Genomic DNA, 26047 nt, shown 5'->3' on the forward strand with positions numbered 1-26047 from the left:
CCGCACCGGGCGACGCCGGCCGACAACCGGCTCACGCGTGCCGTGGCGCGGGTCTCACACCAGACGCCGCTGCGGTGACGTGCTCGACGGCGGGCGGGACGCGCTTGCCGGCAAGCCGCGGGACCCATGCGGGGACCCGCTCACCCCAGGGGCGCACCAGGCCGAAGCCGAGGAGTGCCGCGATTTCGGAGAGAACGCTGAGCGTGATGACGTAGGCGATGTGGCCCACGGGATGGGCGGCGAGAGCGGCTCGGCCCATGCCGTGGCCGATGACCGGTAGGCGCCACAGGCACACGGGGAGCGCCACGCGCGGGACGGCGTGGGCCACGCGGTGGGCCCAGGCGGGGACGGGCAGTTCGGGCTCTGTCACGTTCACTGCTTCAGCATGACCAGACCGCCACAGGTGGGCGTCACACCAGGGAGATGATCCGACTCCGTCGCGAGGATGACGGCGGCATCTCCCGCTCGGAGTACCCCACTCCACGAGCGCCGCAAGTGTCGAGCCGGCGCCGTTGTCGTAGACGCCGCGGGCTCGGAGCACGCATCACGGGTGAGTGCCGGCCCCTGAAATCGATCCCGAGACCCGGGCCGGGGCGCGGTCCCCCGTCCGCGAGCGGCTCGGTAGGCCGTCGCCGGAGAACCGGTACGTCCGGCGAGGACTGGACCGCCGTCCCCTGGGGCACCCGACGGCGGTCCAGTTCCGTCAGAAAGGCTGAACGATGGAGATCTCCGGAATCATCAGCGCGATCGTCGTCGGCGTCGTGATCGGATTCCTCGCCCGGCTCGTCCTCCCAGGCCGGCAGGGCATCGGGATTCTCTGGACGCTGCTGGTCGGCATCGTGGCGGCCCTCATCGGAACGGCCGTCGCCCAGGCGCTCGGCGTGGGCGACACGGAGGGTCTCGACTGGATAGAACTGCTGATCCAGATCGCCCTGGCCGCGGTCGGCGTCAGCGCCGTGCAACGGGCCAAGACGAAGGTCTGACGCCACCCGACCCCGGTCTGCCGCCGCCGCGCCCGCCCAGCGCGGGCGCGGCGGCCAGTCGTTTTCCGTTGGGCCCCCTTCATCCCGTCTCGCGCGCGACAACGCGGGACAGCCCACGAGCAGTCGCCCATCGATCGCCCGGAGTACTCCGCGATGGGCGCCTCGACCGACGCGGCCATCACCATCGACTGGGTGTTGACCCGCAGCGTTGTTGACGCGGCTTGTGGAAGGTGGCCTTCGAGTGCGATGTGGCAGCGGTGGTGGTTGTAGGTGTGGAGGAAGACCGTCAGGGCCGCGGTGCGTTCTGCGTCGCTGGTGTAGGGCCGTGCGTAGGGCCCATTCGGCGAGAGCGGGCCCCGCCCGCGCGGTGACCACCCGGTCAATGGGCCGGGACTCAGTTCCACCAGTCGATGTCTCCGTTGCCGTTGATCTTGGGACTGGTCACCGCGCCGAACCAGGACTGGTTGTGATGCTCCATGGCTTCCGCCACCTCATGGAGCCATGAGCCCAGGCTGGGCCAGCCCAGAAAGCACGCCTGGTCGTCGTGGACAGCGTCGCCGAGATGGTTCTGCCACATCCCTTCCCCGGCATCGATGAAGTGGTCGTCTCCGTGACTTCCGGAGATGGGGACCCACTTCGTTCCCCACCAGGGCGCTTCCGCCTGGTCCGGATCGTCTGGTTCCCATATCTCCATCCGCGTCTCGCGGACCTCGATGATCTCCGACACCGAGTACAGCCTCCGGCAGGGAAGCACGCCCAGCAAGGACCCATCTCCGTCGTGGCACCGCAGCGACTCCCGGAGATCCGTAGGAAGGGGGAATCCCAAGCGTGACTCGGCCTCCTGGAGGGACCGCCACGAAGCCGGAGGCCTGAGTTCCCCCAGAGCCTTCGGCGCGTATCGGGACAACCAGGCGTCGATGCGGCGCCAGGACGTCGAGACGGGGGGCACAACAGGGACTATGCCTCGCCGGGGAGGTCGCATCATCATGCGGAAGATCTTTCACCGGGGCTCACGCTGTCCGCCACGTCGGGCGCCTTGTCTCGCACGGTATGACGTGCTTGAAACGCCTGGTCGAGTGGGGACGCGCAGCGGGCGTGGTCCCGAAGCGGTCCCAGCCAGCGGACTACCGGAGAGAGGGCTGGGGCTGGCATCGACAGTTGGTTGGGCGCGCGGCTGGGTGCACCCCTCACCGGTGGGCCGTACAGTCCGCCCGCGATCGATCTCGAGACGGCCGCGGCGTGGACACGGCGCCGCCGAGTGCCGTCTTCGTCAACGGGCCCTGGGCGGCGCGGTCGACTCCCGCTCGATGAACTCCGTGAACAGCGTGACGTCCGCGCTGTGATCGTCCTCGTCGAGTTCGGCGATCAGTCGGCGGATGGCGGTTTCGCCGACCCGGTCGAGTGGGCTTCGGATGGTGGTGATCGTAGGGGTGGTGAGGCTGGAGCCGAAGATGTCGTCGAAGCCGATGATGCTCAGGTCCTCGGGCACGTCGACATCGGCGGCCTTGGCGGCCTGCAGAAGGCCGATGGCCATCAGGTCGTTGTAGGCGACGACCGCGGTGACTCTGGCTGCGCGCACGCGCCTGAGGCTCTGCCGTCCGCCTTCCAGGGTCGGTATGCCTGGACCGATCTCGACGATCCCGATGTCGCGTCGTAGCGCCTCGTCGAGCAGGGTCTCCCAGCGGACCCCGCTCATCCAGGACGTGGCCGGGCCGGACAGGAAGGCGATCGATCGGTGCCCGAGTGAGGCGAGGTGGTCCAGCGCCTTCCGGATCCCCGGCAGCGGGTCGGGGACGATCCCCGGGAGTCCGGGCACCGAGCGGTTCACGAGGACCAGCGGTTTGTGCTCCGCGAGCTCCAGGATGCGGGCGTCGTCGAGTCGGGAGCCGACCAGGAGCAGGCCGTCGACGGACAGCAGCAGCCGCTCGGCCGTCTCCGACTCGGTGTCGGGCGACTCCTGCGCGTCCGCCAGCACGAGCGTGTGGCCCTCGCTGGCGATCACCCGCTCCGCGCCGTGGATGAGGTCGAAGTAGACCGGGTTGGTGACGTCGGAGACGATCAGCCCGATGGTGCCCGTGCGCCCGGTCGGCAACGCGCCGGCCATGGGGTTGCGGCGGTACCCGAGTTCCTCGGCGACGTCCCGGATGCGCCGCTCCGTCCTGGCGTTGATGCGGCCGGGCTTGTTGAGCGCCCGCGAGACCGTGGACGGGCTCACGCCCGCCGTGCGCGCGATGTCGTAGATGGTCGCCGGCGGCTTCCGGTTGCCGGATGCGCCGGGCGAGCGGGCGTCGGGCGGGTCGGTCACGGGTCTCCTTCGGCGATGAACGGCCAGTATTGTGGCACACCCCCTCTCGTTGGCAACCGATTGACATGACTCTCCGGGGCGGATGCAATGGGGCGCATGCGCCGAAGGAGCTGCCCATGACTGGTGGGCATCGCACACAGCTGACCGTTGACCGGCGTCGTCTCGTTCGTCGGCACAACCCCGTGCTGTCGGCTCCCCACCCGGTCGACACCCTCACCGTGGGCAACGGCGACCTCGCCATGACGGTCGACGTGTCCGGCCTGCAGACCTTCCCGAACTTCCACGAGCTGCGACCGGACCCGCGGCGGGTGGTCAGCGACGGCCGTGGTGGGCTCCCCGAGCAGCGGCGGCGGCCGTTCGATCGCGACGACTTCCAGATACCGCTGCGCACGCAGTCGAGTTGGGGCTGGTACCGCACCCGCGGCCGGCGGGAGTACGCGCTGGAGGAGGCGGTTACCGAGTACCCCACAGCCCGCGGGCCGGTGCCGTACCTCGACCGGATGGGCCTGCTTCGAGCCGCCGACCCCATCCCCGAAGAGCTCGAGCCCGGTGCGTGGTTCACCTACAACCCGCGGCGGGCGCACCTGGGGCGACTCGCGCTGGACGCGCTGCCGGGAGGTCCGGCGCTCGGGCATCCCGAGCGGCTGGAACGGCCGCGCGCCGAGCTCGACCTGTGGTCGGGGGTGGTGCGTTCCGGCTACCGGATCGACGGCGAGCCGGTCGAGGTGACCACCGTCGCCGATCCCGTCGCCCACCGCTTCGCCGTGCGGGTGGTGTCGCCGCTGCTCGCGCGAGGGCTCGCGGTCTCCTGGGTCTTCGACCCCCAACCGGACGATCTCGCCTGGTTCGAGCTGCCGCTCGACGAGCGCGTGCGGTGGCACGACCTCGGGCCAGGACGGGGGCGCGCGCACCGCGTGGTCGAGTCGTCGGCGTACGTCGTGGACGTCGTCTCCACCGGCGTGCTCTCGGCACGGGACGGCGGGGCACGCGTCACGGCCTCGACGGACGCGGGCGCGCTCGAACTCGTCGTCACCCTCGCGCCGTCGGCCCCCGAACCGGCGGGCGGCGAGGGGACGGCCGCCTTCCCGGCCGTGCTGCGCGCGTCCGAGGAGTGGTGGCGGCACTACTGGACCACGGGCGCCGTGGTGAGCTTCGAGGGCAGCGTCGACGAGGCGGCGGCGGAGCTGGAGCGTCGCGTGGTGCTGTCGCAGTACCTGACGGCGGTCAACTGCGCCGGGGCGACGCCGCCGGCCGAGACCGGGCTGACGTACAACACCTGGACCGGCAAGTTCCACCTGGAGATGCACTGGTGGCACGCGGCGCACTTCCCGATGTGGGGCCGCGGCCACCTGCTGGAACGCAGTCTCGCCTGGTACCACGGCGCCCTGGGGGCGGCCCGGGAGACGGCGCGCCGGCAGGGGTACCGCGGGGCGCGTTGGCCCAAGCAGACCGATCCCTCGGCCCGGGAGTCGCCGAGCCTCATCGGCGTGTTCCTGATCTGGCAGCAGCCGCACCTGATCCACCTGCTCGAACTGCTGCGCCGCGAGGGCCGGCCGGACGCGTTCCTCGCGGAGCACTACCCGCTCGTGGAGGCCACCGCCGACTTCATGGCCGACTTCGCCGAGGAGCGGGACGGTGAGTTCGTCCTGCCGCCGCCGCTCATCCCGGCGCAGGAGAGCTACCTCGTCGACCGGGCGACCAACGCCGACCCGACCTTCGAACTCGCCTACTGGACGTGGGCGCTGCGGATCGCGAACCAGTGGCGGAAACGGCTCGGGCTGCCCGTCCGCGCGGAATGGGAGCGGGTGGCCGGGAACATGCGACGCCCCGCCCTCATGCCCGACGGGACGTACGCGGCCCTGGCGACGCCGCCCCTCCTCATCCGCAAGGACCACCCGTCGATGCTGATGGCGCTCGGGTGGTTGCCCGACACAGAGGTCATCGACGCCGACGTGATGGCCGCCACCCTCGACGAGGTCTGGCGCGGCTGGGACCTGCAGTCCAGCTGGGGCTGGGACTACCCGGTCATGGCCATGACCGCGGCCCGACTGGGAGACCTCGGTCGCGCCCTGGACGCGCTGCTGCTGCCGTCGCCCAAGAACGTCTTCCTGCCCAACGGGCACAACCCCCAGATGCCCGGCTTCCTCACCCTGTACCTCCCGGCGAACGGCGGACTGCTGGCCGCCGTCGCGCACCTCGCCGACGCGGTGGCCGCCGGCGCCCGACTGCCCTCCGGATGGCGGATGACGGCGGAGGGGTTCAGCGCCTTCCCACGCGGCTCGCGCAGCGCTGCAACCGATTGACCAACCATGGTCGCGGAGGAGGTCTACACCTCCTCTGAGCCAGGTATTCAGGCTTTGGCATTCGATTGCCATTGACAGTGTGACGCGTGCCACCTACCGTCAGGCCGATCGAACCCCCGGTGGCTTTCAAAGGTGAGGTCCCATGCGTAGAAGACGGCGTCCACGTCCCCCCAGCCGCGCCGACCGGCCCCGCTCCGTGGTGATCGCCGGGGCCCTCGCGATGGCGTCGTCGCTTCTGCTCCAGGGGTGCGCGGGCGGGGAGGACCCCGGCGCGGGCGGTCGGATCGAGCTGACCTTCCTGAACCAGTCGCGCGGCCAGGAGGCGGTGCTCACCCAACTCGCCGAGCGGTACTCGACGGAGACGGGCATCCGTGTCACCGTCGAGACTCCAGGGCCGTCCGACTATCTGACGAAGCTGATGGCCATGGCGCAGTCCGACTCGATGCCCGACGTCTACTCGGCCTTCAACGCGACCAACATGGCCCCGTTCTACCGGGCCGGCTGGGCGCTGGACCTCAGCTCGGAGCTCGAAGGGGAATGGGGTGAGAACTTCGCACCGGCGGTCATCGAGATGTCGACCTTCCCCGAGGGCAACAACCTCGACGTGCCGGCGGGCGTCTACACCGCGCACTGGGAGATCCAGTCCTATGGGTTCCTCGTCGACCCCGCGACGACAGGCATAGACCCGGCGGCGCCGCCCGCGACGACCGACGCCTTCATCGACGCGCTCGCCGCCTCGGGCGGCGGCAACTTCTCAGTCGCGTCCTCGCTGACGCCGCAACTGGTCCAGAGCTACGCCTCCAACTGGCTGACGGACGAGGAGATCGCCGCGACCTTCGAGGGCGAGGCGAGCTGGGAGTCGGACGGCTGGCGCAACGCCTTCCAACTGCTGGTCGACCTGAGCGACGCCGGCGTCATATCCAACGGCTCGCTCCCCGGCGGCCTGGGCGACAATCCGACGGTCGAGACCGCGTTCTTCAACACGCACGAGGTGGGCGCGATCTTCGACGCCTCGCCGGGAGTCTCCGTGGGCCTGCGCTCCGCGCCGGACTACGACGACTACATCTCGCTGCCGGTCCCGGCGGCGACGAACGGCACCCTCGAACCACGGGCGCTGGGCCTCGGCGGGAAGGGCGCGGTCATCAACCCGAGGGGTGACCATGTCGACGAGGCCCTGGCCTTCGTGCGGTGGCTGACGGAGCCCGAGCAACAGCGGGTGTTCGCCGAGGACGCCCGCATCCTGCCCACCAACCCGGAGCTCCTGGCCGGCGAACTGCCCCGTCAGCTCGCCGGCTACGCCTCGGCCACCGACACCATGCAGGTGTTGCCGACCACCCCCAGCACGGACGTCTACACCGCCATCGTCCGTGACACGCAGAGCCTCGTGCTCGGCGAGCTCACGGTGGACGAGGTCCTGGCCGACCTCCAGGCCACCCAGGAGCGCGTCTCATGACATCCACCACCACGCCCCTCGCGCGGCGTCCCCGCCGGGGGCACGCTGTTCGTCGACACCTACTGGGGTGGCTGTTCCTCGCCCCCGCCGTCGCCTTCATCGGCGTCTTCACGATCGTGCCGTTCGGCCAGTCCATCCTGCTCAGCTTCCAGAGCTGGGACGGCCTCAGCGCGGACACCCCGTTCGTCGGCCTGGACAACTACGAGTTCGTCCTCCACTACGACGCGTTCTGGGACTCGATGCGGAACGTGGCGGTCTTCGCCGCGGCGGGCTTCTTCATCGGCAACGGCGTCGCCCTGGCGATGGCCACGGCCGTCAACCGGATCACCCGCGGACGTGTCTTCTTCCGAACCGTCTTCTACCTGCCCGGCGTGCTGTCGGTCGTCGTCGTCGGGCTGATCTTCTCCTCCCTGTTCAATCCGGGCTCGGGCGTGCTGAACCACGCGCTGGAACTGGTCGGGCTCGAATCCCTCCAGCAGAACTGGCTCGGCGACCCCTCCGTCGCCCTGCCGTCCGTCGCCGCCGTCTTCATCTGGTTCCACTGGGGCTTCGGCTTCCTCCTCTTCCTCGCGGGACTGCAGGACATCCCCAGGGAGCTGTACGAGGCCGCCGACCTCGACGGCGCGGGCGGCTGGGCCAAGTTCCGGTACATCACCTGGCCCCAGCTGGCCCCGGTCACCGCGATCGTCAGCCTGCTCACCCTGCTGGCCGCCCTACAGATCTTCGGCACCGTGCAGGTGCTCACCAACGGCGGCCCCGGCGACCACACGATGGTGCCCACGCTCCTCATCTACGGGGAGGCGTTCACCAACTTCCGCTACGGCACCGCCGCGGCGATGTCGGTGATCTTCGGCGGGACGCTCGTCATCCTCTCCCTCATCCAGCTGGCCATCTCCGCGCGGCGGTCACGGGCATGAGGACCACCAAGAAAGCTGAGAAGGACATGGTGATGTCTGCCGAGGAGGCCGGACCGGGCGGGCGCGTGGCGCGCGTCCCCGGAGACGTCTCCCCCCGCGAGGAGCCACCCCGTCGTCCTCGCGTCCGCGCCGACCGCGTCGGCCTGTACGGTCTGCTCGGCCTCGCGGCGATCTTCTCGGTCTTCCCGCTGCTGTGGATGCTGTCGGGCTCGCTGCAGAGCCTCGACGAACTGCTGGGCGGCGAGAACTTCATACCGAGCGAGCCCCAGTGGGGCAACTACGTCACGGCGTGGGTAGATGGTGAGCTGGGAACGTACCTGCTCAACAGCATTCTCTACACGGGGACGGCGGTCCTCGGCATCCTCACGGTCTCCAGCCTGGCCGGCTACGCGCTGGCACGGCTGGAGTTCTGGGGCAAGGGCGTCTTCACCGTCGTCATCCTCGCCGTGATGATCATCCCGGCGCCGGCGATGTTCCTCTCCCAGTACAAGCTGCTCATCGAGTTCGGCCTGACCAACAGCCGTCTCGGCTACGTGCTCATCCTCATCACCTCGGGGATCCCCATGGCGACGCTCATCATGCGGAGCTTCTTCGTGAGCCAGCCGAAGGCCCTGGAGGAGGCCGCCGCCATCGACGGGGCGTCGCGGCTGAGGATCTTCGTGAGCGTCATCCTCCCGCTGGCCAGGCCGGGACTGGCCGCCGTGGCGGTGATCCAGGGGTTCGCGGCCTGGAACGAGTACCTGATGGCCCTGGTCATCTTCCACGACAACTCCCTCATGCCGATCCAACGCGGCCTGACGAGCTTCGTCTCCGCCGAGACGCCACAACAGCAGATCCTGCTCGCGGCGACCGTGATCTCGATCGTGCCGGTCGTCGTCTTCTACCTCCTCGCCCAACGGCACATCGTCAAGGGGGTCGGCGCCGGTGCCATCAAGTAAGCCGCCTCACGCCAAGGAGACAGCGTGATCCGCACCTCGTTCAACGACGACTGGCAGGTCCGCCCGAAGGTCAGCCCCTTCGCCGAACCGGCCGGCCCGACCGCTCCGTTTGAGCCGGTGACGCTGCCGCACGACGCAATGATCGGCCGCGAGCGCGACCCACCGGGACTCCCGCTGGTACACCGGCGCGGGCATCCATCGCGACACCTGGCTGCACGTCGGCCCAGACGGCGTCCGCGTCACCACCCCGGACATCGACGCCGTCCGACACCGCACCGGTCACGCTCACTGGAAATTTGTGCTATGCGGCGGGCTGGACAGGCAGGTGTTGTCCTTTGACATCAGTCCGGGAGGGAATCCACGCTTTGCCGTCTGCCGAAGGCGCACGAGGCGGTCGGGTAGCGGGACGCGGTCAGCCGCGCAATCGAACGCGATAAACCCGGTGACGTTGGCGATCACCCCGGGATACTGGTCGCCCATGGATGAGGTCAAAGTCGTCGTCGCCCATTCCGAGCGCGCGACTCTGCGCGTCGGTGACATGTTCTTGAAGGTGGACGCCGATCAGGCGCGCATCGACATCGAGGTCGAGGCGATGTCCCTCGCGCCGGTCCCGACCCCGGAGGTCCTGTGGCGCAAGCCGCACGTGCTCGCGACCGCCGCACTCCCGGGGACGACGCTTGGGCGCCTCGGCGGGCCGTCGACCGGGTCGCCGGCGGCGTGGGCCGCGGCGGGCGCCGCCATCCGGAAGCTGCACGACGCGCCGCTGCCGCCCCGGCCGGGCCGGGCGGGACGGAGCATCGTCGCGCTGGCGGCGGAACTCGACGACGAGTGTGAACTGCTCGTGACGAACGGTGTCCTGCCCGCCGACCTGGTCACCCGCAACCGCCAGGTCGCCGAGGCCGCGCTCCGGCCGTGGACTCCGACGTTCACCCACGGCGACCTGCAGATCGCGCACGTCTTCCTCGACGGCGACGAGGTCACGGGCATCATCGACTGGTCCGAGGCGGGCCAGGGTGATGCCCTGTACGACCTCGCCACCTTCACGCTCGGACACGAGGAGCACCTCGACGACGTCATCGCCGGCTATGACACAGACATCGACCTCGACGTGATCCACGCGTGGTGGTCCTTGCGAAGCCTCCTGATAGTTCGCCCGCTGATCGAGCAGGGCTTCGACCCGTTCGCGCCGGGCTGTGAGGTCGACGTGTTGAGATCCCGGATGTGAGGCAGCGCGGGCCCGAGTACCACGTATGCGTTCTGACGCATTGAGCGGGCCATCCCCCGGGGCGATCGCCCGCCCTTACTCTCACTCGATCGGGGGCGTTCCCGTGAGTCCGTGAGAGACAGGTGCGAAGCACCGGTGCACTGGCCTGGGGCTGGCACGACAGTTGGTTGGGCGCGCCCCTGGTCGAGCGCGTCGCGGACCCGCCCGCGAGGCCGGAGCCGTGCGCGTCGACCTGACCGGCGTCGACCTGATCCTCCTCCAGGACCTCGCGGCAGGCGCCCCTCATGCTCGGTGCCGCCTCGCTCGGCGAGTCCTGAACGGGCGCGGGTCCCGGGGCGGGCATCCTCAAGGAGGCCGGACGAACCGTGGTCCAACAGGTCCTGGTTCGACCCGAGCGTTCGCCATAGCGTCGAAGACGCGTGAGCCCGCCGTTGCGTAGGGGTGGGCCATGCGCGATGAAGAACAGCAGACGATGGGAAACATCCCGATGACGAACAACAACCCGACGTACGACTTCGCCGGTCAGGTGGCCCTCGTGACCGGAGCCGCCTCCGGCATGGGCCTGGCCGCGGCCCGCGGCTTCGCCGAGAGCGGAGCGGCGGTCGCGCTGCTGGACCGCAGCGCCGAGGCCGTCGAGCAGGCCGCGCAGTCGCTCGTCGACGACGGTCATCGGGCCATCGGCATCGCCTGCGACGTCACCGACGAGGCGCAGGTCGCCGCCGCCGTCGACCGCACGGTGGAGACCTTCGGCCGGCTCGACATGGCCTTCAACAACGCCGGCGTGCAGGCCCCGCCCTCGGACGCCGCCGACGAGACAGCCGAGAACTTCGACCAGGTCAACGCGGTGAACCTGCGTGGCGTGTGGGCCGCGCAGAAGCACGAGCTGCGGCACATGCGCGCCCAGGGCTCCGGCGCGATCGTGAACTGCTCCTCGCTCGGCGGCCTCGTCGGGCTTCCGGAGCGCGCCGCGTACCACGCCTCCAAGCACGGCGTCATCGGCCTCACCAGGAGCGCCGCGGTCGAGTACGCGCCCCGCGGCATCCGCATCAACGCCGTGTGCCCGGGCGTCATCGAGACGCCCATGGTCGCCGGGATGCTCGAGGGCCAGGCCGAGGCGATGGCCGAGATCATGAAGCAGCAGCCGATCGGCCGCCTCGGCCAGGCCGACGAGGTCGCCGCCGCGGTGCTGTGGCTGTGCAGCCCGGCCGCGAGCTTCGTCCTCGGCACCGCGCTGCCCGTCGACGGCGGATACACCACCCACTGAGCCAGCGAGTCCCGCAGCACATGGATTCCCGGTCCGAGATCAGCAGCTTCCTTACCTCCCGGCGAGCCAGGCTCTCCCCGGAGGAGGCCGGCGTGCCCCGCTACGGCGGGGCGCGCCGGGTCCCTGGCCTGCGCCGAGAGGAGGTCGCCCACCTGGCCGGGGTCAGCGCCGACTACTACGCCCGCCTTGAGCGCGGCAGGATCTCCGGAGCCTCTCGCGAGGTCCTCGAGGCCGTCGCCCGCGCCCTGCAGCTCGACGAGGACGAGCGCAGGCACCTCTTCGACCTCGTCAAGATCACCCAGCGCCGCGCCCCGCGGACGAAGGGCTCGACCCGCACCCACGTGCGTCCCGGCATCCAGCAGGTGCTCGACTCCATCGACGCTCCGGCCCTGGTGCAGAACGCCCGCCTGGACCGCCTCGCGTTCAACGCGATCGGACGGGCTCTCCACTCGCTGCCGGCCGACGGGTCGCGGGACCACTACAACTACGCGACGTGGCTGTTCCTGGACCCCGACGCGCCGAGGTTCCACCGCGACTTCGACGTCGCCAAGCACGACGTCGTCGCCCTGCTCCGCGCGGCATCGGCACAGGATCCGTACGACCGGGAGCTCATCGAGATCGTCGGCACCCTCACGACGCGGAGCGAGGAGTTCAGCGCCCTGTGGGCCTCCCACGATGTGTTGCGCCACCGCTCCGGGACGAAGCTGCTGACCCATCCCGACGTCGGCGACCTCGAGTTCGGCTACGAATCGTTCGAACTCTCCGCCGACCCGGGCCTCGTCATGCTCGTCTTCACCGTCGAGCCCGGCTCCCCCACCGCCGAGGCCATACGGCTGCTCGGCAGCTGGGCCGCCCCGTCGCACCGCGAGGACGAAGCGGCGCAGACCGAAACCGAGCAGGAACGCAGGACATGAGCATCGCCCCGCCCGCTCCAACGACCTGACGAAAGAGCGAAAGAGAACCCCCATGACGATCCTGAACGAGACCTACACCTTGTCCAACGGCGTCGAGATCCCCAAGCTGGGACTCGGCACCTGGTTCATCGACGACGACAAGGCAGCTGAAGCGGTCCATGCGGCCGTGGAGATCGGCTACCGCAACATCGACACCGCGCAGGCCTACGGCAACGAGCGCGGCGTCGGCGAGGGCGTCCGCACCGCAGGCGTCCCCCGGGACGAGCTGTTCGTGTCGACCAAGCTGGCGGCCGAGACCAAGGACTACGACGGCGCGGTCGCCGCGATCGACGGGTCCCTCGCCGAGATGGGCCTCGAACAACTCGACCTGATGCTGATCCACTCGCCGCAGCCCTGGGACGACTTCCGCGGCGGCGACTACTCCGAGGGCAACCGCCAGGCCTGGCGGGCACTGGAGGACGCGCACAAGGCGGGCAAGATCCGCGCGATCGGGGTCTCGAACTTCCAGCAGCACGACCTGGAGAACATCCTGTCGACCGCGACCGTCGTCCCGCACGTGAACCAACTGCTCGTGCACGCGGGCAACACGCCCTCCGACCTCCTGGCCTACTGCGAGGGCAAGGGCATCCTCGTCGAGGCGTACTCACCCATCGCGCACGGCGCGATCCTGGAGAACCCCGACGTCCAGGCGATGGCCGAGAAGTACGGAGTGACCGTGCCTCAGCTGTGCATCCGCTACACCCTGCAACTGGGCACCGTGTCGCTGCCGAAGACCGCCAACCCCGAGCACATGCGCTCCAATGCCGATCTCGACTTCGAGATCTCCGAGACGGACATGGCCGCGCTGCTCGCTCTGCGCGCCCAGGACTACGGCGAGCACAGCGTCTTCCCCGTCTACAGCGGCAAATGACCGGCGACGAGCACCACATCTCCCCGTACCGCGACGACGGCACCACGCCGGGCACGCCTACCTGGATCTGGTCCGTCGTCGTCAACGGAGACGTCTACGTCCGCGCCTACCACGGCACCGCCTCCCGATGGCACCGGGCAGCCATGAAGCGGGGCGCGGGGCGCGTCCGCGCCGGCGGCCTCGACCTCGACGTGTCCTTCACTCCCGTCGAAGGCGAGATCAACGAGCGCATCGACCAGGCCTATTCCGACAAGTACGCCGACAGCCCCTACCTGCCGCCGATGCTCTCCGAGCGGACCCGCGCCGTCACCGTGCGCGTCGACCCGAGATAGCGCTCGGGGCATCGCCGCGGCCCATCATGGACAGAGACCAGCCCGTCGTCGCCGCGAGTCAAGGAACAGGGGCAAGACACCGAGGCGGATCAGCCAGTACCGGGCGCCCTCGTCGCCCCAGACCGTCCCGCGTCGCTGTCGCTGTCGCTCCCGAACCGGGGGAGCAAGACCTACCCGTGGCGGGGCCCAACGGCGCCGGCACGGCCACCACCGTACGGTTGCGGCCGGGGCGACCCCTTAATCGAACGGGAGTTCCTTCCCTTTGTCCCGCATGTCGAAGAGGATGGCACGATGCAGCGTTCTGCCGCCTCCCCCTCTACTCCGCTCTCCGGCACCCCGCGCCGGATCGCCGACGCCTACGTCGACCAGCTCGTCGAGCTCAACCCCGTGATCGGCACCCTGTTCGGTGTCAACCCCGGTGCGGACGGTTTTCCCGACTACTCCCCAGACGGCCACGCCGCCCTCGCCGCCGTCGAACGCGCCACCCTCGCCCGGCTGGACGCGGTGGGCGACCCCGGCGACGTGGACGAGCGGCGCGCGGCCCGGCTGCTGCGCGAACGGCTCGGCGCCTCGCTCGCCCTGGAGGCGGCGGGGGAGAATCTGCGGCAGGTCGACAACCAGTTCTCCCCGGTGCATCAGCAGCGTTTCGCCTTTCTGCTGATGCCCACCGCCACCGACGAGGACTGGGCGGTGGTCGGCCGCCGGCTCCGTAACGTCCCCGCCGCGCTGCGCGGTTACGCCGATTCGCTGCGGGCCGGCGCGGCACGCGGCCTGAACGCCGCCCCGCGTCAGGTGGAGACCGTCGTCGAGCAGATGGACGCCTGGCTGGAGTCCGACTGGTACCGCACCTTCGTGGCCGGCGGCCCCGAGGCGCAGCGCGCCGAGCTGGCCGCCTCGGCCGACGCGGCGACCGCCGGTCTGGCGGAGCTACGCGCCTATCTGAGCGAGGGTTACCTGCCCGCCGTCGCCGGTACCCCGGACGCGGTAGGCCGTGAGCGCTATCTGCTGTCGGCGCGCCACTGGACCGGCTCGGACCTGGATCTGGAGGACGCGTACGCCTACGGCTGGGAGGAGTTCCACCGGCTGGAGCGCGAGATGCGCGCGGTCGCGGCGGAGATCCTGCCGGGCGAGTCGACGTTCGCCGCGATGCAGCACCTGGTGAAGAAGGGCCAGGCGATCGACGGCGAGGAGGAGATCCGGGTCTGGCTCCAGGAGCTGATGGAGCGGGCGATCAGCGATCTGGACGGTACGCACTTCGATCTGGCGGATCCGATCAAGCGGGTGGAGGCCAGGATCGCTCCGCCCGGCAGCGCGGCGGGCCCGTACTACACCGGCCCCTCGCTGGACTTCGCGCGCCCGGGCCGCACCTGGCTGCCGACGCTGGGCGAGACCCGGTTCCCGGTGTGGAACCTGGTCTCCACCTGGTACCACGAGGGTGTCCCCGGGCACCATCTCCAGCTGGCGCAGTGGGTGCTGGTGCAGGAACGGCTCTCACGTTTCCAGGTGAGCGTGGGCTCGGTGAGCGCCGCGACCGAGGGCTGGGCGCTGTACGCCGAGCGGCTGATGGACGAGTTGGGGTATCTGACGGACCCGGCGCACCGGCTCGGCTATCTGTCGGCCCAGATGCTGCGCGCGGTGCGGGTGATCATCGACATCGGCATGCATCTGGGGCTGAATGTCCCGGCCGGTGAGAGCTACCACCCCGGCGAGGTGTGGACGCCTCAGCTGGCCGCCGAGTTCCTCATGACCCACACCGGGACGGACCCGGAGTACACGCGCTCGGAGCTGACCCGCTACCTGGGCCAGCCGGGGCAGGCCATCAGCTACAAGCTGGGCGAGCGCGCCTGGCTGGCTGGCCGCGAGGCGGCGCGTACAGCGGGTGGCGCCGGCTTCGACCTGAAGGCGTGGCACATGGCGGCGCTATCGCTCGGCTCGCTGGGCCTGGACGATCTGGCGGACGAACTCGCCGCGCTGTGACGATGCGTTGACTGATCCCGCGGTGTCCGGGGGCTTGACTGAGCGAGGAGTGACCGTGGGAAGCAGATTCGCCCGTACCCGTAAGCGTCTGGCCAGGGGCGCGCTGGCGTGCGGCGCGCTGCTCCGGGGGTGATGCCGGGCTCGGCGGCGGCGAACGATGGCCGGTTCGCTCGATGAACTCGGCGACGTGGCGCTGCCTGGCCTCCAACGGGGCCGGGAACGTCTAACCCCTGAACTGCAACGGCGGCCACAACCAGACGTGGGCCCCTTCATCTGGTCCTAAGTCCTCTCGTCCGGATCTCGAAACGACCTAGCTGGCCGACCGCGATGCCGGTGCTGTTCCGCCACCGCGGTGGTGTCTCCCGGGTCGGCTGCCGCCCTGCCCGGTCAGAGGAGGAAGTCCAGCAGTGCCTTGGTCAGGGCTTGCGGGGCCTCTTCGGCCAGGAAGTGGCCGGAGCCTGGGATGACCAGTCCGGTGACGTCGGTGGCGACCTTGCGCATGTCCTCCGCCGGGGCGGTGCCGGTGCTGTGCTCGCCGCCGATCGCCAGCACCGGGATGGTCAGCGGTCCCTCCGTGCTCCAGCGCTGGACCTGCTCGGCGGTTTCGTCGAGGCGGCGGTAGAACTCGAAGTTGGCGCGCAGGGCGGCCGGGTCGCGCAGCGCGTCGACGTAGAGGTCCACGGCCTGCTGTGGGATCGCGTCGGGGGCGGCTGCCTTGGAGGCGAACTGGTAGCCGATGTAGATCTCCTCGCGGCCGGCGACCATGCGTTCGTTGATGTCCGGCAGGCGGTTGAAGGCGAAGTGCCACAGCAACTCGTTGGTCGCCGCGTCCGACATCAGCGGCGGGGACGGGGAGAGGCCGGGCAGGATCGCCTCGCCGACCGCGAGGCGGGTGACGCGGTCGCGGTGGGCCGCGGCGAGGCCGTAGCCGACCATCATGCCGAGGTCGTAGCCGGCGACGGCGAAGCGGTCGTGGCCGAGGCCGGTCATCAGGGCGGCCATGTCGTCGGCGAGGGTGGCGGCGTCGTAGCCGGTGGCGGGCTTGTCGCTGGCGCCGGTGCCGCGGACGTCGGCGGCGACGACGGTGAAGTGGTCGGCGAGGGCGGGCATCACCAGGCGCCAGTTGTACCAGAACTGGGGCCAGGCGGGCAGGAGCAGCAGCGGGGGCCCGTCGCCGCCGGTGACGGCGTGCAGGGTCAGCCCGCCGTGGTCGACGGTGTGGCTGGTGAACGTGTCGGTGAACCCCGCGGGCAGGACCGGGACGTCGGTGACGGTGAACGGCATGGTTGGTTCTCCTCGTGGCGTGGGGACGCCACACGGAAACGGATAACGTATCCCATTGACCGTAGCATATCCGGATGCCCTATCCGGTTATGCTTGTCGGCATGTCCCCCGCACCGATGCGCAAGGACGCTGCCCGCAACCGGCAGCGCATCGTCGACGTGGGGCGCCAGCTCGTGAACGACGGCGCTCCGCTGCAGCTCAACGACGTTGCCCGGCTCGCCGAGGTGGGGGTGGCCACCGTCTACCGGCACTTCCCGACCCCCGAGGCCCTGATGGAGACCCTGGCGACCCCCGGCCTCGAAGCGCTGGTCGCCCGCGCCGAGCGGGCGCTGACCGAGGACGAGCCCTGGCAGGCCCTGGCGGACTTCCTCGACACCACCCTGGAGGCGCAACTGACCGACCCCGCCATCTCCATCGTGCGCGCCGCGCCGCACCACGTCCTGCCCCGCACCACGGAACTCGCCACCACCCTGGACTCCCTCGCGGGTGAACTGCTCGACCGCGCTCACGCGGCGGGAACCGTGCGCACCGTCGTCACCTGGGACGACCTGCGGCCACTCATGTGCGGGGCCGCCTACGCCGCCACCGTCCACGCAGACGGCCAGGAGACCCGGCTCGCGTCCGGTCGCCGCTACCTGAGCGTGATGCTCCACGGCCTGCGCCGCTGAGCCAGGGGCGAGCCCCGCGGGTCGCGCAAGAGGGCCGGGCTCCTGTCTCTGTCCAATGCCGGGACGCCCCATCGCGTGGGCTACCTGTCGGTAACTTATGGGGTGTGGCATAGAACATCGATCTCGACGCGCGCCGCTACGACGGCCCGGCCGTGGCCCCCTACCGCGGCGTGCTCAGCGATGAGCGGGGTCGTGTCTCGTGTCCGCCGATGTTCCTCGTCCGTCTCTGATGCCCCTGGTCCGGCGTGCGGTCGGCGCGTGAGGGGGTCTGCCGGACCCTGGGAGGAAGCGGATCTGGTTGGCCTCCGGCGGATGCCGTTGCATGGACGCGGGCCCCGGGAAGGGCCGGCCGCCCGGGCGTCGTCCGTCTGGTCGGCGGAGTCGACGAGAGAGCTGCCATGACGGTCCAGGACCAACGAGTTTCACCGGCGCGCCCGCGGGGCATGTCCCGCGGGCTGACGCTGCTGTTCGCGATCGCGGCGGGCGCGTCGGTGGGCAACATGTACTGGGCGCAGCCCCTGCTCGCTCCGATCGCCGGTGACCTCGGCGTCGCGTCGGGCGACGCCGGGTTCGTGATCACGCTGACGCAGATCGGCTACGCGGTCGGTGTGTTCCTGATGGTGCCGTTGGGTGACGCGGTGGACCGCAGGCGCGTGGTGCCGCTGATCATGCTGGGTGCGGCCGTCGCCCTTGGCGCGAGCGCGGCGGCCCCGTCGTTCCTGGTGCTGCTGGGCGTGATCGCCCTGGTCGGCGCGACGTCGGTGGCCGGGCAGATCCTCACGCCCATGGCTGGCGACCTCGCCACGGACGTCCAGCGCGGACGGGTGCTGGGCACCGTGGCCTCCGGGCTGATGCTCGGCATTCTGCTGTCCCGCACGCTCGGCGGGCTGGTCGCGGACGTGCTGGGTTGGCGCGCGGTGTTCGTCGCCGCCTCGGCGCTGATGCTCGTCCTCGCTGTGATCCTGTCGCGCCGCCTCCCACAGCTGGAAGCCAGGAAGGGAATGCCCTACGGGCAGCTGCTCCTCTCGGTCCTGCGGACCGTGAAGGGCGATGGGCGTGTGCAGGTGACGATCCTGCTGGGCGCGCTGCCGATGAGCGTGTTCACCCTGTTCTGGACCGGGCTGACGCTGCTGCTGTCCGACGAGCCGTACTCGTACTCGACGGGGACGATCGGGCTGATCAGCCTGGTCGGTGTCGCCGGGGCCGGCGCGGCGCAGGGAGCCGGTCGCCTCTACGACCGAGGCCTGTCGGTGCAGGCCCTCGGCGGCGCGATGCTCCTGGCGCTGGTCTCCCTGGTCGTGGCCGGGCTCGGCCAGGCCTCGATCGTGGCGGTCGTGGTCGCGATCGTGCTGTTCTCGATCGGGCTGCAGGCGGCGCTGGTGCTCGCGCAGACCCGGATGATGGCCATCGACCCCACCGCCCGCAGCCGCATGAACACCGTGTACGTCGTCGGGAACTTCGTCGCCGGCGCGATCGGCTCGGCCCTGGCCGGGCTGATCTGGGCCCGGGCCGGCTGGCTCGGCCTGATGGCCGCCGGCGCGGCCATCCTCCTCGCCGGCCTCGCCCTGTGGGCCGTCCAGCGCACCCGCGCCCTCGCAGAATGACCACTGCGCTGCCACCCCGCCCCTTGAACCTCTGCCATCCCACCCCCTGTGAACGGAGCACCCCCATGCATCTCGATTCGCCCGCCGTCGTCCTCGACGTCCGCGACCCCGACGCCTCCCGCGACTTCCTCATCAAGCACCTCGGCTTCACGGTCGCCACCGCCGGCGAGGCCGCCGGCCGGGGCTTCACCGCCCTCGCGCACCCGGACCACGCCCTGCGGATCATCGTCCGGCAGCTCGCTGCCGGAGCAACGCCGCCCGACTTCGAGAGCCTCCAGATCGGCTTCCTCGTCACCGGTGTCGACGAGCACTGGGCCCGCCTGAAGGACACCATGGACATCGTCGAGCCCATCCACACCTTGGCCCTGGACATCGCCGAGCCCTCCCAGGCCGTGGCCTACGAGCGTGCCTTCCGGATCGCCGACCCCAACGGGATTGGCTACCGGCTGATCGAGTTCGTCGCCTGACGAGTGCCCGCACGAACCCCACCACCGACGCATCACCAGCAAGGACAATCATCATGAAGATCGCAGTCATCGGCACCGGCATGGTCGGCCGCGCGTTCGTCACGAGGCTGACCGGCCTCGGCCACGACGTCGTCCTCGGCACCCGCGACCCGCAGGCGACCCTGGCCCGCACCGAGCCGGACCACTTGGGCACCCCGCCGCTGTCGACCTGGTTCGCCGACAACCCCGACGCCCGCCTGGTCACCATGGCCGAGGCCGGCGCCCACGGAGAGGTCGTGATCAACGCGACCGCCGGCGCGCACGCGATCGCCGCCCTGGAACTGGTCGGCGCGGAGAACCTGGCCGGCAAGGTCCTGCTGGACCTGTCGCTGCCGCTGGACCTGTCCGCGGGCTGGCCGCCCCGGCTGAGCGTCGCCAACGACGACAGCCTCGGCGAGCAGATCCAGCGCGCGTTCCCGGACGCGCGCGTCGTGAAGACGCTGAACACCGTGCAGTACGAAACCATGCTCGACCCCGCCCGTCTGCCCGGCAGGCACAACCTATTCGTCTCCGGGGACGACGCCGACGCCAAGAAGGCCGTAACCCAGCTGCTCGGCGAGTTCGGGTGGCCCGCCGACGTCGTCATCGACCTCGGCGACATCACCACCGCACGCGCCACCGAGATGTACTCCCGGCTGCTGTTCACGCTGCAGGTCCACTTCGGCGACTTCGACACCAACATCGCCCTCGTCCGGCCCGCGAAGTGACGAAGAACGATGAGCACGTGACTCGACGGAAGGCGGCCTAGCTGACCGATGCCGGCATCGGCCGGGCGGTCGCCCGGCGTTTCGCCGCCGACGGGACAACTCGCCTATCCGCATCCCTGAGAGCCTACGCCCGCGTGCTCCAGGTTCAGATCGCCGTCGAGTCATGGACGCTGGCGGACACCCCACGGCCGCAGGTGTGTCCTCGCGGTCCCACGATTGAGCACGTTCGTCTGTACATGCCTGAGCACCTTTCTCGGTACGCCGACACCAGGTCGTGGTGGGAGTCGCCGACGTGCCGGACCTTTCCGGACTCCAGCAGCGGGATCAGACTCGGTGTCCACCGCTCGACGTCGGCGGGGTTGTGGATCCAGTGCCGGTCGACATGGTGGGTGCCCAGGTTGGTCAGGCTCCGCTCGAGCGCGTCGGCGACCGGGTCGTCGCCGTCCCGGCGATCTGCGGGGTGAACTTCGTCGACAGCTGGTACGAGCCCCGGTCGAAGCCGCGGAGCGTTCTCGAGAGAACCGGAGCGGCCCATGCCGTACACCGTGGCGGTGTCCCACAGCGTCATCCCATCGGCCATGGCGCTCTCGGCGACCTCCCGCAGGCCCGACTCGGTCAGACGGCTGCCGAAGGAGCCGTCGCCGGCCTCCCCGCTGTCGCCCCAGGCCCAGGATGGCCGGCGTCGTCAATGGATCGTGCGTCTCCGGGCAGCGCGGACGGGCACGCACCGGGCTCTTCGGCGCGTGGGCGGTTTCGGCGGCCCGCCCCGCCGACGTCCAGTCAGGGACTCCTCGCGCCCGGCTCCGGCGCGGCGCGGGGCGTCAGTCGCCGCGCGGTGCCGCGGACGGCGTCTCGGCGCTGCCGTGCTCGGCCAGCCAGGTGCCGAGGATCTCCAGGGCGTCGGCGGTGGGGGAGCCCGGCTCGACGGTGTACACGACCAGGCTGAGCTCTTCGGCGCCCCCGACCGCGAATGTCTGGGATTCGAAGACCAGCTCGCCGACCAGCGGGTGGCGGTAGCGCTTCGGGCCGCGCCGATAGCGGAGCACGTCGTGGGATGCCCACAGGGTGCGAAAGAGCTTGCTCTTGGCCGACAGCTCGCCGATGAGCGCGAAGAGCTCCTCGTCGGCGCGGTCGCGGCCGGCGGCCTCGCGCAGCACGGCGACGCTGTTGCGAACGGCCAGTTCCCAGTCCTGGTAGAAGTCCTGCGCGCGCGGGTCCAGCAGTTGGAAACGCAAGTGGTTGAACGGCTTGCCCTCGCCGCGTGCGAGCCACTGTTCGGCGTGCGGGTACAGGGCCCAGCCAAGGCGATTCGCGGCGACGATGTCCAGCCGCGCGTTCTGGACGGCGGCAGGAGCGTCGATCGCGTCGAGCACGCGCTGCAGGAGGACGTCGGGCTCAGTCACCGCCCGTCGCGTCGGCCGCGCCGTGCGCGCATCGGCGGGGCGAAGGGCACGCACCAGGGCGAACAGGTGGTCGTGCTCGACGTTGTCGAGCCGCAGCGCCCGGGAGACGGCGTCGAGGACCTCGTCGGAGATGCCCGCGACGCGGCCGCGCTCCAGCCGAGTGTAGTAGTCGACGCTGATCCCGGCGAGGTAGGCGACCTCCTCGCGGCGCATGCCGGGCACACGGCGGATCCCCGGGAACGGGGTCATGCCCGCCTCCTCCGGGGAGATCCGGGCACGGCGCGTGGTGAGGAATCCGCGGAGCTCTGCCTGGTGGTCCATGCCATCAACGCTACGGCCGCCGGGCCGCACGTGGCAGGCACTGGCAGACCTCCGGACCACCCGTCACTGCCGCCATTCGAGACCATCCCCACCGGGCGGCGCCCTGAAATCGTAGGTCTCTGACCAGGACGCCGTGCTTGGTGGCGGGGCCACCAACAGATAGTGGAGGACAGACAGCCCAGTGCCCGGCCCCATCGCCCTGGACGACGGCCTCCGCCACTCAGCCGACGACTGACACCAACCCCGCACAACGGTTGGCGGCTGTCCGCACCGGCCTGGACAGCCGCCGGCCCGCGCACCCCAGCTGCCCGGCGCCACTGCCGTACCCGGTGACTACGGCGACCACGATGCCCTCCTACACGCCCTGCGCAGCACCGACCGCCTATTAGCAGCACCGCACCTTCATCGACGCCGCGGCCGAAGCCGGCGTCGCACACCTGGTGTACATCTCCTTCCACGGCGCCGCACCCGACGCCACCTTCACCCTGGCCCGAGATCACTGGCACACCGAACAGCACCTCCGCGCCAGCGGCCTGCCTCACACCTTCCTGCGCGACAACCTCCACGCCGACTTCACGCCCGCCCTCGTCGGCGACGACGTCATCCGCGGCCCCGCCGGCGACGGTCAAGGGTTCTTGCGTGAAATGCCGTGGGCCGTTTTGGCTGGGTGCTTCACCTGTCTCCGCGGCCGCGTTCCTCCTGGACCGCCGGCGGGGCGACGTACAACCGGGTCCAGTCCCGCCTGCGCGCCACTCCGACCAGGAGCAGCCTCATGCCTGACCAAACGCTACGGCCGCTGCCGGAAGTCGCTGGGCGGTGAGCGGAGCGCGAGCGACCGGCGACGGGTTGGCGCGGAGGGCTAAGTCATTGGCACGCAATGCGCTTTCACCATCCGGCGAGCCAGGACATGGTGCGTTCCATGGTGCAGCGGTGGCGGCCCAGCCGGGTCGAGGACTCGATGCTCTCGCGGGTGATGCGACGCCGGATGCCGCGTCCACGTAACCATCGTCGCAGGTGGTCGTGGTCGTAATCCCTTGTCGGTGTGGAGCTTTGCCGGTCTGGGCCGTCGGAGTCCGCGTCGGGAGCGGATCGGCGGCATCCCCTTCCCAGGGGAGAGGGCCCGCCGTCACCCGCGTGTGGTTCGGTGAAAGCCATGCGGTACGCGAAAAGACCCGCTGACCTGGGAGAAGACTCCCGGCCCGCGGGCCTCGCACCGTGTCGGGACGGCGGGATTTGAACCCACGACCCCTTGACCCCCAGTCAAGTGCGCTACCAAGCTGCGCCACGTCCCGGTGCCCGTGTGATCTTGAGGTTTTCGCTGATCACCGTGCACGAGAACCATACCGCACTTTGGGTGGTGCTCGCTCACGGTCGTGGCTGTGGGGGGAGGTGGTCGCCGAGCGGGGTGCGGTGCCACCAGGCGTGGGTGGTGTGGCGTTCGTGGCGGGTGGTGAAGCGGTAGCGGTAGAGGCGGGCGCGGACGTGGGTGGGTGGGGTGTCGGGGAAGGGGTTGACGCGCAGCAGGCGGAGGGTGCGGCGGTCGTCGGTGAGCAGGCGGTGGGTGAGGGAGCGCAGCCAGGGGCTGGGGGAGTAGGGGCGGAGGGCCTCGAACCACATCAGCCAGTCGAGGCGCAGGTGGAAGGGGGCGAACTGGCGCGGGAGGCGGCGCACGTCGCCCGGTTTGCCGTGGAACTCGTAGGGGAGCCAGCGGGTGTCCGCGGAGAGTTCGTGGTCCGCGGTGCCCTCCAGCACCACCTCGTGCCGCACCCGGGTGACGCTGCCGAAGGCGCCGTAGGTGTTGACCAGGTGCAGGCTGTCGTAGCTGCGGTTCATCTGCTGGGCGGGGGAGAGCAGGTTGCGGGCCGGGCGGAGGCTGAGCACGGCGACCAGCGCCACCACCGTCCAGAGGACGGCCGTGAACCAGACCGGGGGGTCGGGCTGGTGGGGTGGCGGGTCGGGGAGGAAGGGGAGCCAGCGGGCGGCCAGGGCGCCGTCGACGGCGGCCACGGCGAGGATCATGGTGAGCCAGTTGAGCCAGGCGAAGTTTCCGGAGGCGACCAGCCACAGCTGGGTGACGATCACCACCGCGGCCGCCCAACTGGCCGCCGGTTGCGGGAGGAAGAGACAGAACGGCACCAGCAGCTGGGCGACGTGGTTGGCCGCGGCCTCCACCCGGTGCAGGGGGCGGGGCAGGTGGTGGAAGTACCAGCTGAGCGGTCCCGGCATGGGCTGGGTCTCGTGGTGGTGGTACAGGCAGGTCAGCTGACGCCAGCAGGGGTCGCCGCGCCACTTGATCAGGCCGGCGCCCAGTTCCAGGCGGAAGACCAGCCAGATCAGCAGGTAGCGGCCGGCGGTCGGCGGCGCGCTGTCGTCGTTGCCGAGGAAGATCGCCAGGAAGCCGGCCTCCAGCAGCAGCGACTCCCAGCCGAAGGCGTACCAGACCTGGCCGATGTTCACGATGGAGAGGTAGAGCAGCCAGGGCACCGCCCACAGCGCCATCGAGGCCCACAGCGGCACGAGGTCGCCGAGGCCCGCCAGCAGCGCGGCGGAGAGCGCGGCGCCGAGCCAGGCGGTGGCCAGGAGCAGGCGGTCGGAGTAGCGGAGCCGGAAGAGGCTGGGCGCGTGGCGGAACGGCACCGCCCGCAGGAAGCGGGGAGCCGGCGTGAGGCCGCGCTCGCCGGCCAGCACCGGGAACTCCCGGATCGCCGAGAGGAAGGCGAGCAGGTAGATCAGGGCGAGACCGCGCTGGACCACGAGGCGGCTCAGCCAGTAGTCGGGGGCGGCGATCCAGTCCATGGTCCATGGGTACCACCGAGGGGCGGGTCCAGCCCGTCCGCAGCGTCGATCGCTCGAAAAAGGGGCGTTGACCTGGAGCGTGGCCCGACGTAGCTTCTCCGCGGCACCTACGAGGAGAGGCACACAGCATGCCGCTTACCGACATGTCGATCGAGGAGCTGCGGGAGTACAGACCCGCGGTCCCCGAGCCGGCGGACTTCGACGACTTCTGGGCCGGGACGCTGGCCGAGGCCCGCGCCGCCGACGGCGCGCCGGCCGAGTACCGGCCGGTGGACTCGCCGTTGGCGACGGTGGAGGTCTTCGACGCCAGGTTCCCCGGCTGGGGCGCCCAGCCGATCGCCGCCTGGTTGCTGCTGCCCAGGGGCGCCCGGGGCCCGCTGCCCACGGTCGTCAGCTACATCGGCTACTCCGGCGGGCGTGGCCTGCACCACGAGCACCTGCTGTGGAGCGCCGCCGGTTACGCGCAGCTCGTCGTCGACACCCGGGGCCAGGGACACGAGACCCCCGACCCGGACGCGGTGCCCACGCCGCAGTTCGTCGGCGGCTTCATGACCCGCGGCATAGCCAGCCCCGACCAGTACTACTACCGGCGGCTGATGACGGACTGCGTGCGCGCCGTGGACGCGATCGTCGAGCACCCGGCCGTCGATCCGCGGCGGGTCATCGTGGCCGGCGGCAGCCAGGGCGGCGGCCTCGCGCTGGCGACGGCCGGCCTGGTCGGCGACGCGGTGGCCGGCGCGCTGATCGACGTGCCGTTCCTGTGCCACTACCGGCGGGCCGCGGACATCGCCTCGGCCGGCCCCTACCCGGAGTTGGTGCACTACCTCGGCATCCACCAGCGTGAACAGGTCGACAACGCCTTCCGTACCCTCAACTACTTCGACGGCCAGCACTTCGCCGCCCGGGCCACCGCGCCCGCGCTCTTCAGCGTCGGGCTGATGGACCCGGTCTGCCCGCCCTCCACCGTCTACGCCGCCTACAACCGCTACGCCGGTGCGAAGGAGATCAGCGTCTGGGAGTTCGGCGACCACGCCGGCGGCCGCGCCTCCCAGGCCCGCGAACAGCTGCGCTTCCTCGCCGAGCGCGGCCTGCCGGGCCAGTCGCTGGCCGGCTAGGTGTATTGATCACGAGCGTTGTTGACACTGGCCGGTCTTGATCGTGGCGAAGACCTCCGGTGTGGTGGAGGTGTCGAGTCTTCACCGCGCGGAGGTCTTCGTGTCCCACCGTAATGCCCGGC

23 protein-coding genes, 1 tRNA gene and 1 pseudogene are annotated in these 26047 nt (G+C 70.6%); 16 read left to right on the forward strand and 9 right to left on the reverse strand.

The genetic code is table 11. From position 1 onward, the window contains the following. Positions 1-31: 31 nt before the first annotated feature. Entirely contained in the window at positions 32-376 is a 345-nt protein-coding gene (locus RNC47_RS05720) for a hypothetical protein (protein ID WP_311596049.1), read from the reverse strand. 343 nt (positions 377-719) lie between these two features. On the opposite strand from RNC47_RS05720, the gene RNC47_RS05725 reads away from it, so the two are divergent. Then, the gene (locus tag RNC47_RS05725; RefSeq protein ID WP_311596051.1) at positions 720-983 is read left to right on the forward strand and encodes a GlsB/YeaQ/YmgE family stress response membrane protein; all 264 of its coding nucleotides are present in this window, start codon (positions 720-722) and stop codon (positions 981-983) included. Positions 984-1175: 192 nt separating this feature from the next. On the opposite strand, the pseudogene RNC47_RS05730 reads toward RNC47_RS05725, so the two are convergent. From RNC47_RS05730 to RNC47_RS05740, 3 genes and pseudogenes are all read right to left on the reverse strand, one after another. Further along, positions 1176-1315, reverse strand: a pseudogene (locus tag RNC47_RS05730) (IS481 family transposase); the annotation flags it as partial. Between the two features lie 62 nt (positions 1316-1377). After that, the gene (locus RNC47_RS05735; RefSeq protein WP_311596052.1) at positions 1378-1971 is read right to left on the reverse strand and encodes an SMI1/KNR4 family protein; all 594 of its coding nucleotides are present in this window, start codon (positions 1969-1971) and stop codon (positions 1378-1380) included. A 282-nt stretch (positions 1972-2253) separates the two neighbouring features. Continuing rightward, positions 2254-3288 carry a LacI family DNA-binding transcriptional regulator gene (locus tag RNC47_RS05740; RefSeq protein ID WP_311596054.1) on the reverse strand — a complete coding sequence of 345 codons (1035 nt, stop codon included), beginning with the start codon at positions 3286-3288 and terminating at the stop codon, positions 2254-2256. Positions 3289-3404: 116 nt separating this feature from the next. Here RNC47_RS05740 and RNC47_RS05745 point away from each other — a divergent pair, with 116 nt between their 5' ends. The 10 genes from RNC47_RS05745 (at position 3405) to RNC47_RS05790 (ending at position 15521) form a co-directional block, all read left to right on the forward strand. Continuing rightward, positions 3405-5591 carry a hypothetical protein gene (locus RNC47_RS05745; RefSeq protein WP_311596055.1) on the forward strand — a complete coding sequence of 729 codons (2187 nt, stop codon included), beginning with the start codon at positions 3405-3407 and terminating at the stop codon, positions 5589-5591. A 142-nt stretch (positions 5592-5733) separates the two neighbouring features. Continuing rightward, on the forward strand, positions 5734-7044 hold the full coding sequence (locus tag RNC47_RS05750) for an ABC transporter substrate-binding protein (protein ID WP_311596057.1): 1311 nt from the start codon (positions 5734-5736) through the stop codon (positions 7042-7044). Further along, positions 7041-7961, forward strand: a complete 921-nt coding sequence (locus RNC47_RS05755; protein WP_311596059.1) for a carbohydrate ABC transporter permease — start codon at positions 7041-7043, stop codon at positions 7959-7961. Before RNC47_RS05750 ends, RNC47_RS05755 begins: the two co-directional genes overlap by 4 nt. A 32-nt stretch (positions 7962-7993) precedes the next feature. Next, the gene (locus RNC47_RS05760; protein ID WP_311596062.1) at positions 7994-8899 is read left to right on the forward strand and encodes a carbohydrate ABC transporter permease; all 906 of its coding nucleotides are present in this window, start codon (positions 7994-7996) and stop codon (positions 8897-8899) included. A 478-nt stretch (positions 8900-9377) separates the two neighbouring features. After that, positions 9378-10124: a phosphotransferase family protein gene (locus tag RNC47_RS05765; RefSeq protein ID WP_311596113.1), complete on the forward strand. Its 747-nt coding sequence runs from the start codon at positions 9378-9380 to the stop codon at positions 10122-10124. A 448-nt stretch (positions 10125-10572) separates the two neighbouring features. Further along, the gene (locus RNC47_RS05770) at positions 10573-11388 is read left to right on the forward strand and encodes an SDR family NAD(P)-dependent oxidoreductase (protein WP_311596064.1); all 816 of its coding nucleotides are present in this window, start codon (positions 10573-10575) and stop codon (positions 11386-11388) included. A 20-nt stretch (positions 11389-11408) separates the two neighbouring features. After that, positions 11409-12302: a helix-turn-helix transcriptional regulator gene (locus tag RNC47_RS05775; RefSeq protein ID WP_311596066.1), complete on the forward strand. Its 894-nt coding sequence runs from the start codon at positions 11409-11411 to the stop codon at positions 12300-12302. 52 nt (positions 12303-12354) lie between these two features. Beyond that, positions 12355-13212 (forward strand): aldo/keto reductase, encoded by an 858-nt coding sequence (locus RNC47_RS05780; RefSeq protein WP_311596068.1) that lies wholly within the window; start codon positions 12355-12357, stop codon positions 13210-13212. Beyond that, positions 13209-13544 (forward strand): DUF2255 family protein, encoded by a 336-nt coding sequence (locus tag RNC47_RS05785; RefSeq protein WP_311596070.1) that lies wholly within the window; start codon positions 13209-13211, stop codon positions 13542-13544. The genes RNC47_RS05780 and RNC47_RS05785 overlap by 4 nt, the downstream gene beginning before the upstream one ends. A gap of 291 nt (positions 13545-13835) precedes the next feature. After that, entirely contained in the window at positions 13836-15521 is a 1686-nt protein-coding gene (locus RNC47_RS05790; protein WP_311596071.1) for a DUF885 domain-containing protein, read from the forward strand. A 387-nt stretch (positions 15522-15908) separates the two neighbouring features. Here RNC47_RS05790 and RNC47_RS05795 read toward each other — a convergent pair whose 3' ends face one another. Beyond that, positions 15909-16805 (reverse strand): alpha/beta fold hydrolase, encoded by an 897-nt coding sequence (locus RNC47_RS05795; protein ID WP_311596072.1) that lies wholly within the window; start codon positions 16803-16805, stop codon positions 15909-15911. A 101-nt stretch (positions 16806-16906) separates the two neighbouring features. On the opposite strand from RNC47_RS05795, the gene RNC47_RS05800 reads away from it, so the two are divergent. From RNC47_RS05800 to RNC47_RS05815, 4 genes are all read left to right on the forward strand, one after another. Then, a complete protein-coding gene (locus tag RNC47_RS05800) occupies positions 16907-17473 on the forward strand; it encodes a TetR/AcrR family transcriptional regulator (RefSeq protein ID WP_311596074.1) in 567 nt (188 codons plus the stop codon). A 398-nt stretch (positions 17474-17871) separates the two neighbouring features. After that, positions 17872-19077: an MFS transporter gene (locus RNC47_RS05805; protein ID WP_311596076.1), complete on the forward strand. Its 1206-nt coding sequence runs from the start codon at positions 17872-17874 to the stop codon at positions 19075-19077. Between the two features lie 65 nt (positions 19078-19142). Beyond that, positions 19143-19544, forward strand: coding sequence for a VOC family protein (locus RNC47_RS05810; protein ID WP_311596078.1), 402 nt, complete (start codon positions 19143-19145; stop codon positions 19542-19544). A gap of 53 nt (positions 19545-19597) precedes the next feature. After that, a complete protein-coding gene (locus RNC47_RS05815; RefSeq protein WP_311596079.1) occupies positions 19598-20290 on the forward strand; it encodes an NADPH-dependent F420 reductase in 693 nt (230 codons plus the stop codon). Positions 20291-20435: 145 nt separating this feature from the next. On the opposite strand, the gene RNC47_RS05820 is transcribed toward RNC47_RS05815, so the two are convergent. From RNC47_RS05820 to RNC47_RS05840, 4 genes are all read right to left on the reverse strand, one after another. Continuing rightward, positions 20436-20909 (reverse strand): aldo/keto reductase, encoded by a 474-nt coding sequence (locus RNC47_RS05820; protein ID WP_311596114.1) that lies wholly within the window; start codon positions 20907-20909, stop codon positions 20436-20438. A gap of 202 nt (positions 20910-21111) precedes the next feature. Further along, positions 21112-22014 (reverse strand): helix-turn-helix domain-containing protein, encoded by a 903-nt coding sequence (locus tag RNC47_RS05825; protein WP_311596080.1) that lies wholly within the window; start codon positions 22012-22014, stop codon positions 21112-21114. A 1218-nt stretch (positions 22015-23232) separates the two neighbouring features. Beyond that, positions 23233-23306 (reverse strand) — tRNA-Pro (locus RNC47_RS05835). Positions 23307-23379: 73 nt separating this feature from the next. Beyond that, positions 23380-24810: a lipase maturation factor family protein gene (locus RNC47_RS05840; protein WP_311596083.1), complete on the reverse strand. Its 1431-nt coding sequence runs from the start codon at positions 24808-24810 to the stop codon at positions 23380-23382. 128 nt (positions 24811-24938) lie between these two features. On the opposite strand from RNC47_RS05840, the gene RNC47_RS05845 reads away from it, so the two are divergent. Further along, a complete protein-coding gene (locus RNC47_RS05845) occupies positions 24939-25925 on the forward strand; it encodes an acetylxylan esterase (protein WP_311596085.1) in 987 nt (328 codons plus the stop codon). The last annotated feature ends 122 nt before the right edge of the window (positions 25926-26047 follow it).

Origin of the sequence: Streptomyces millisiae (assembly GCF_031845425.1) — a bacterium.
GTDB lineage: Bacteria > Actinomycetota > Actinomycetes > Streptomycetales > Streptomycetaceae > Streptomyces > Streptomyces millisiae.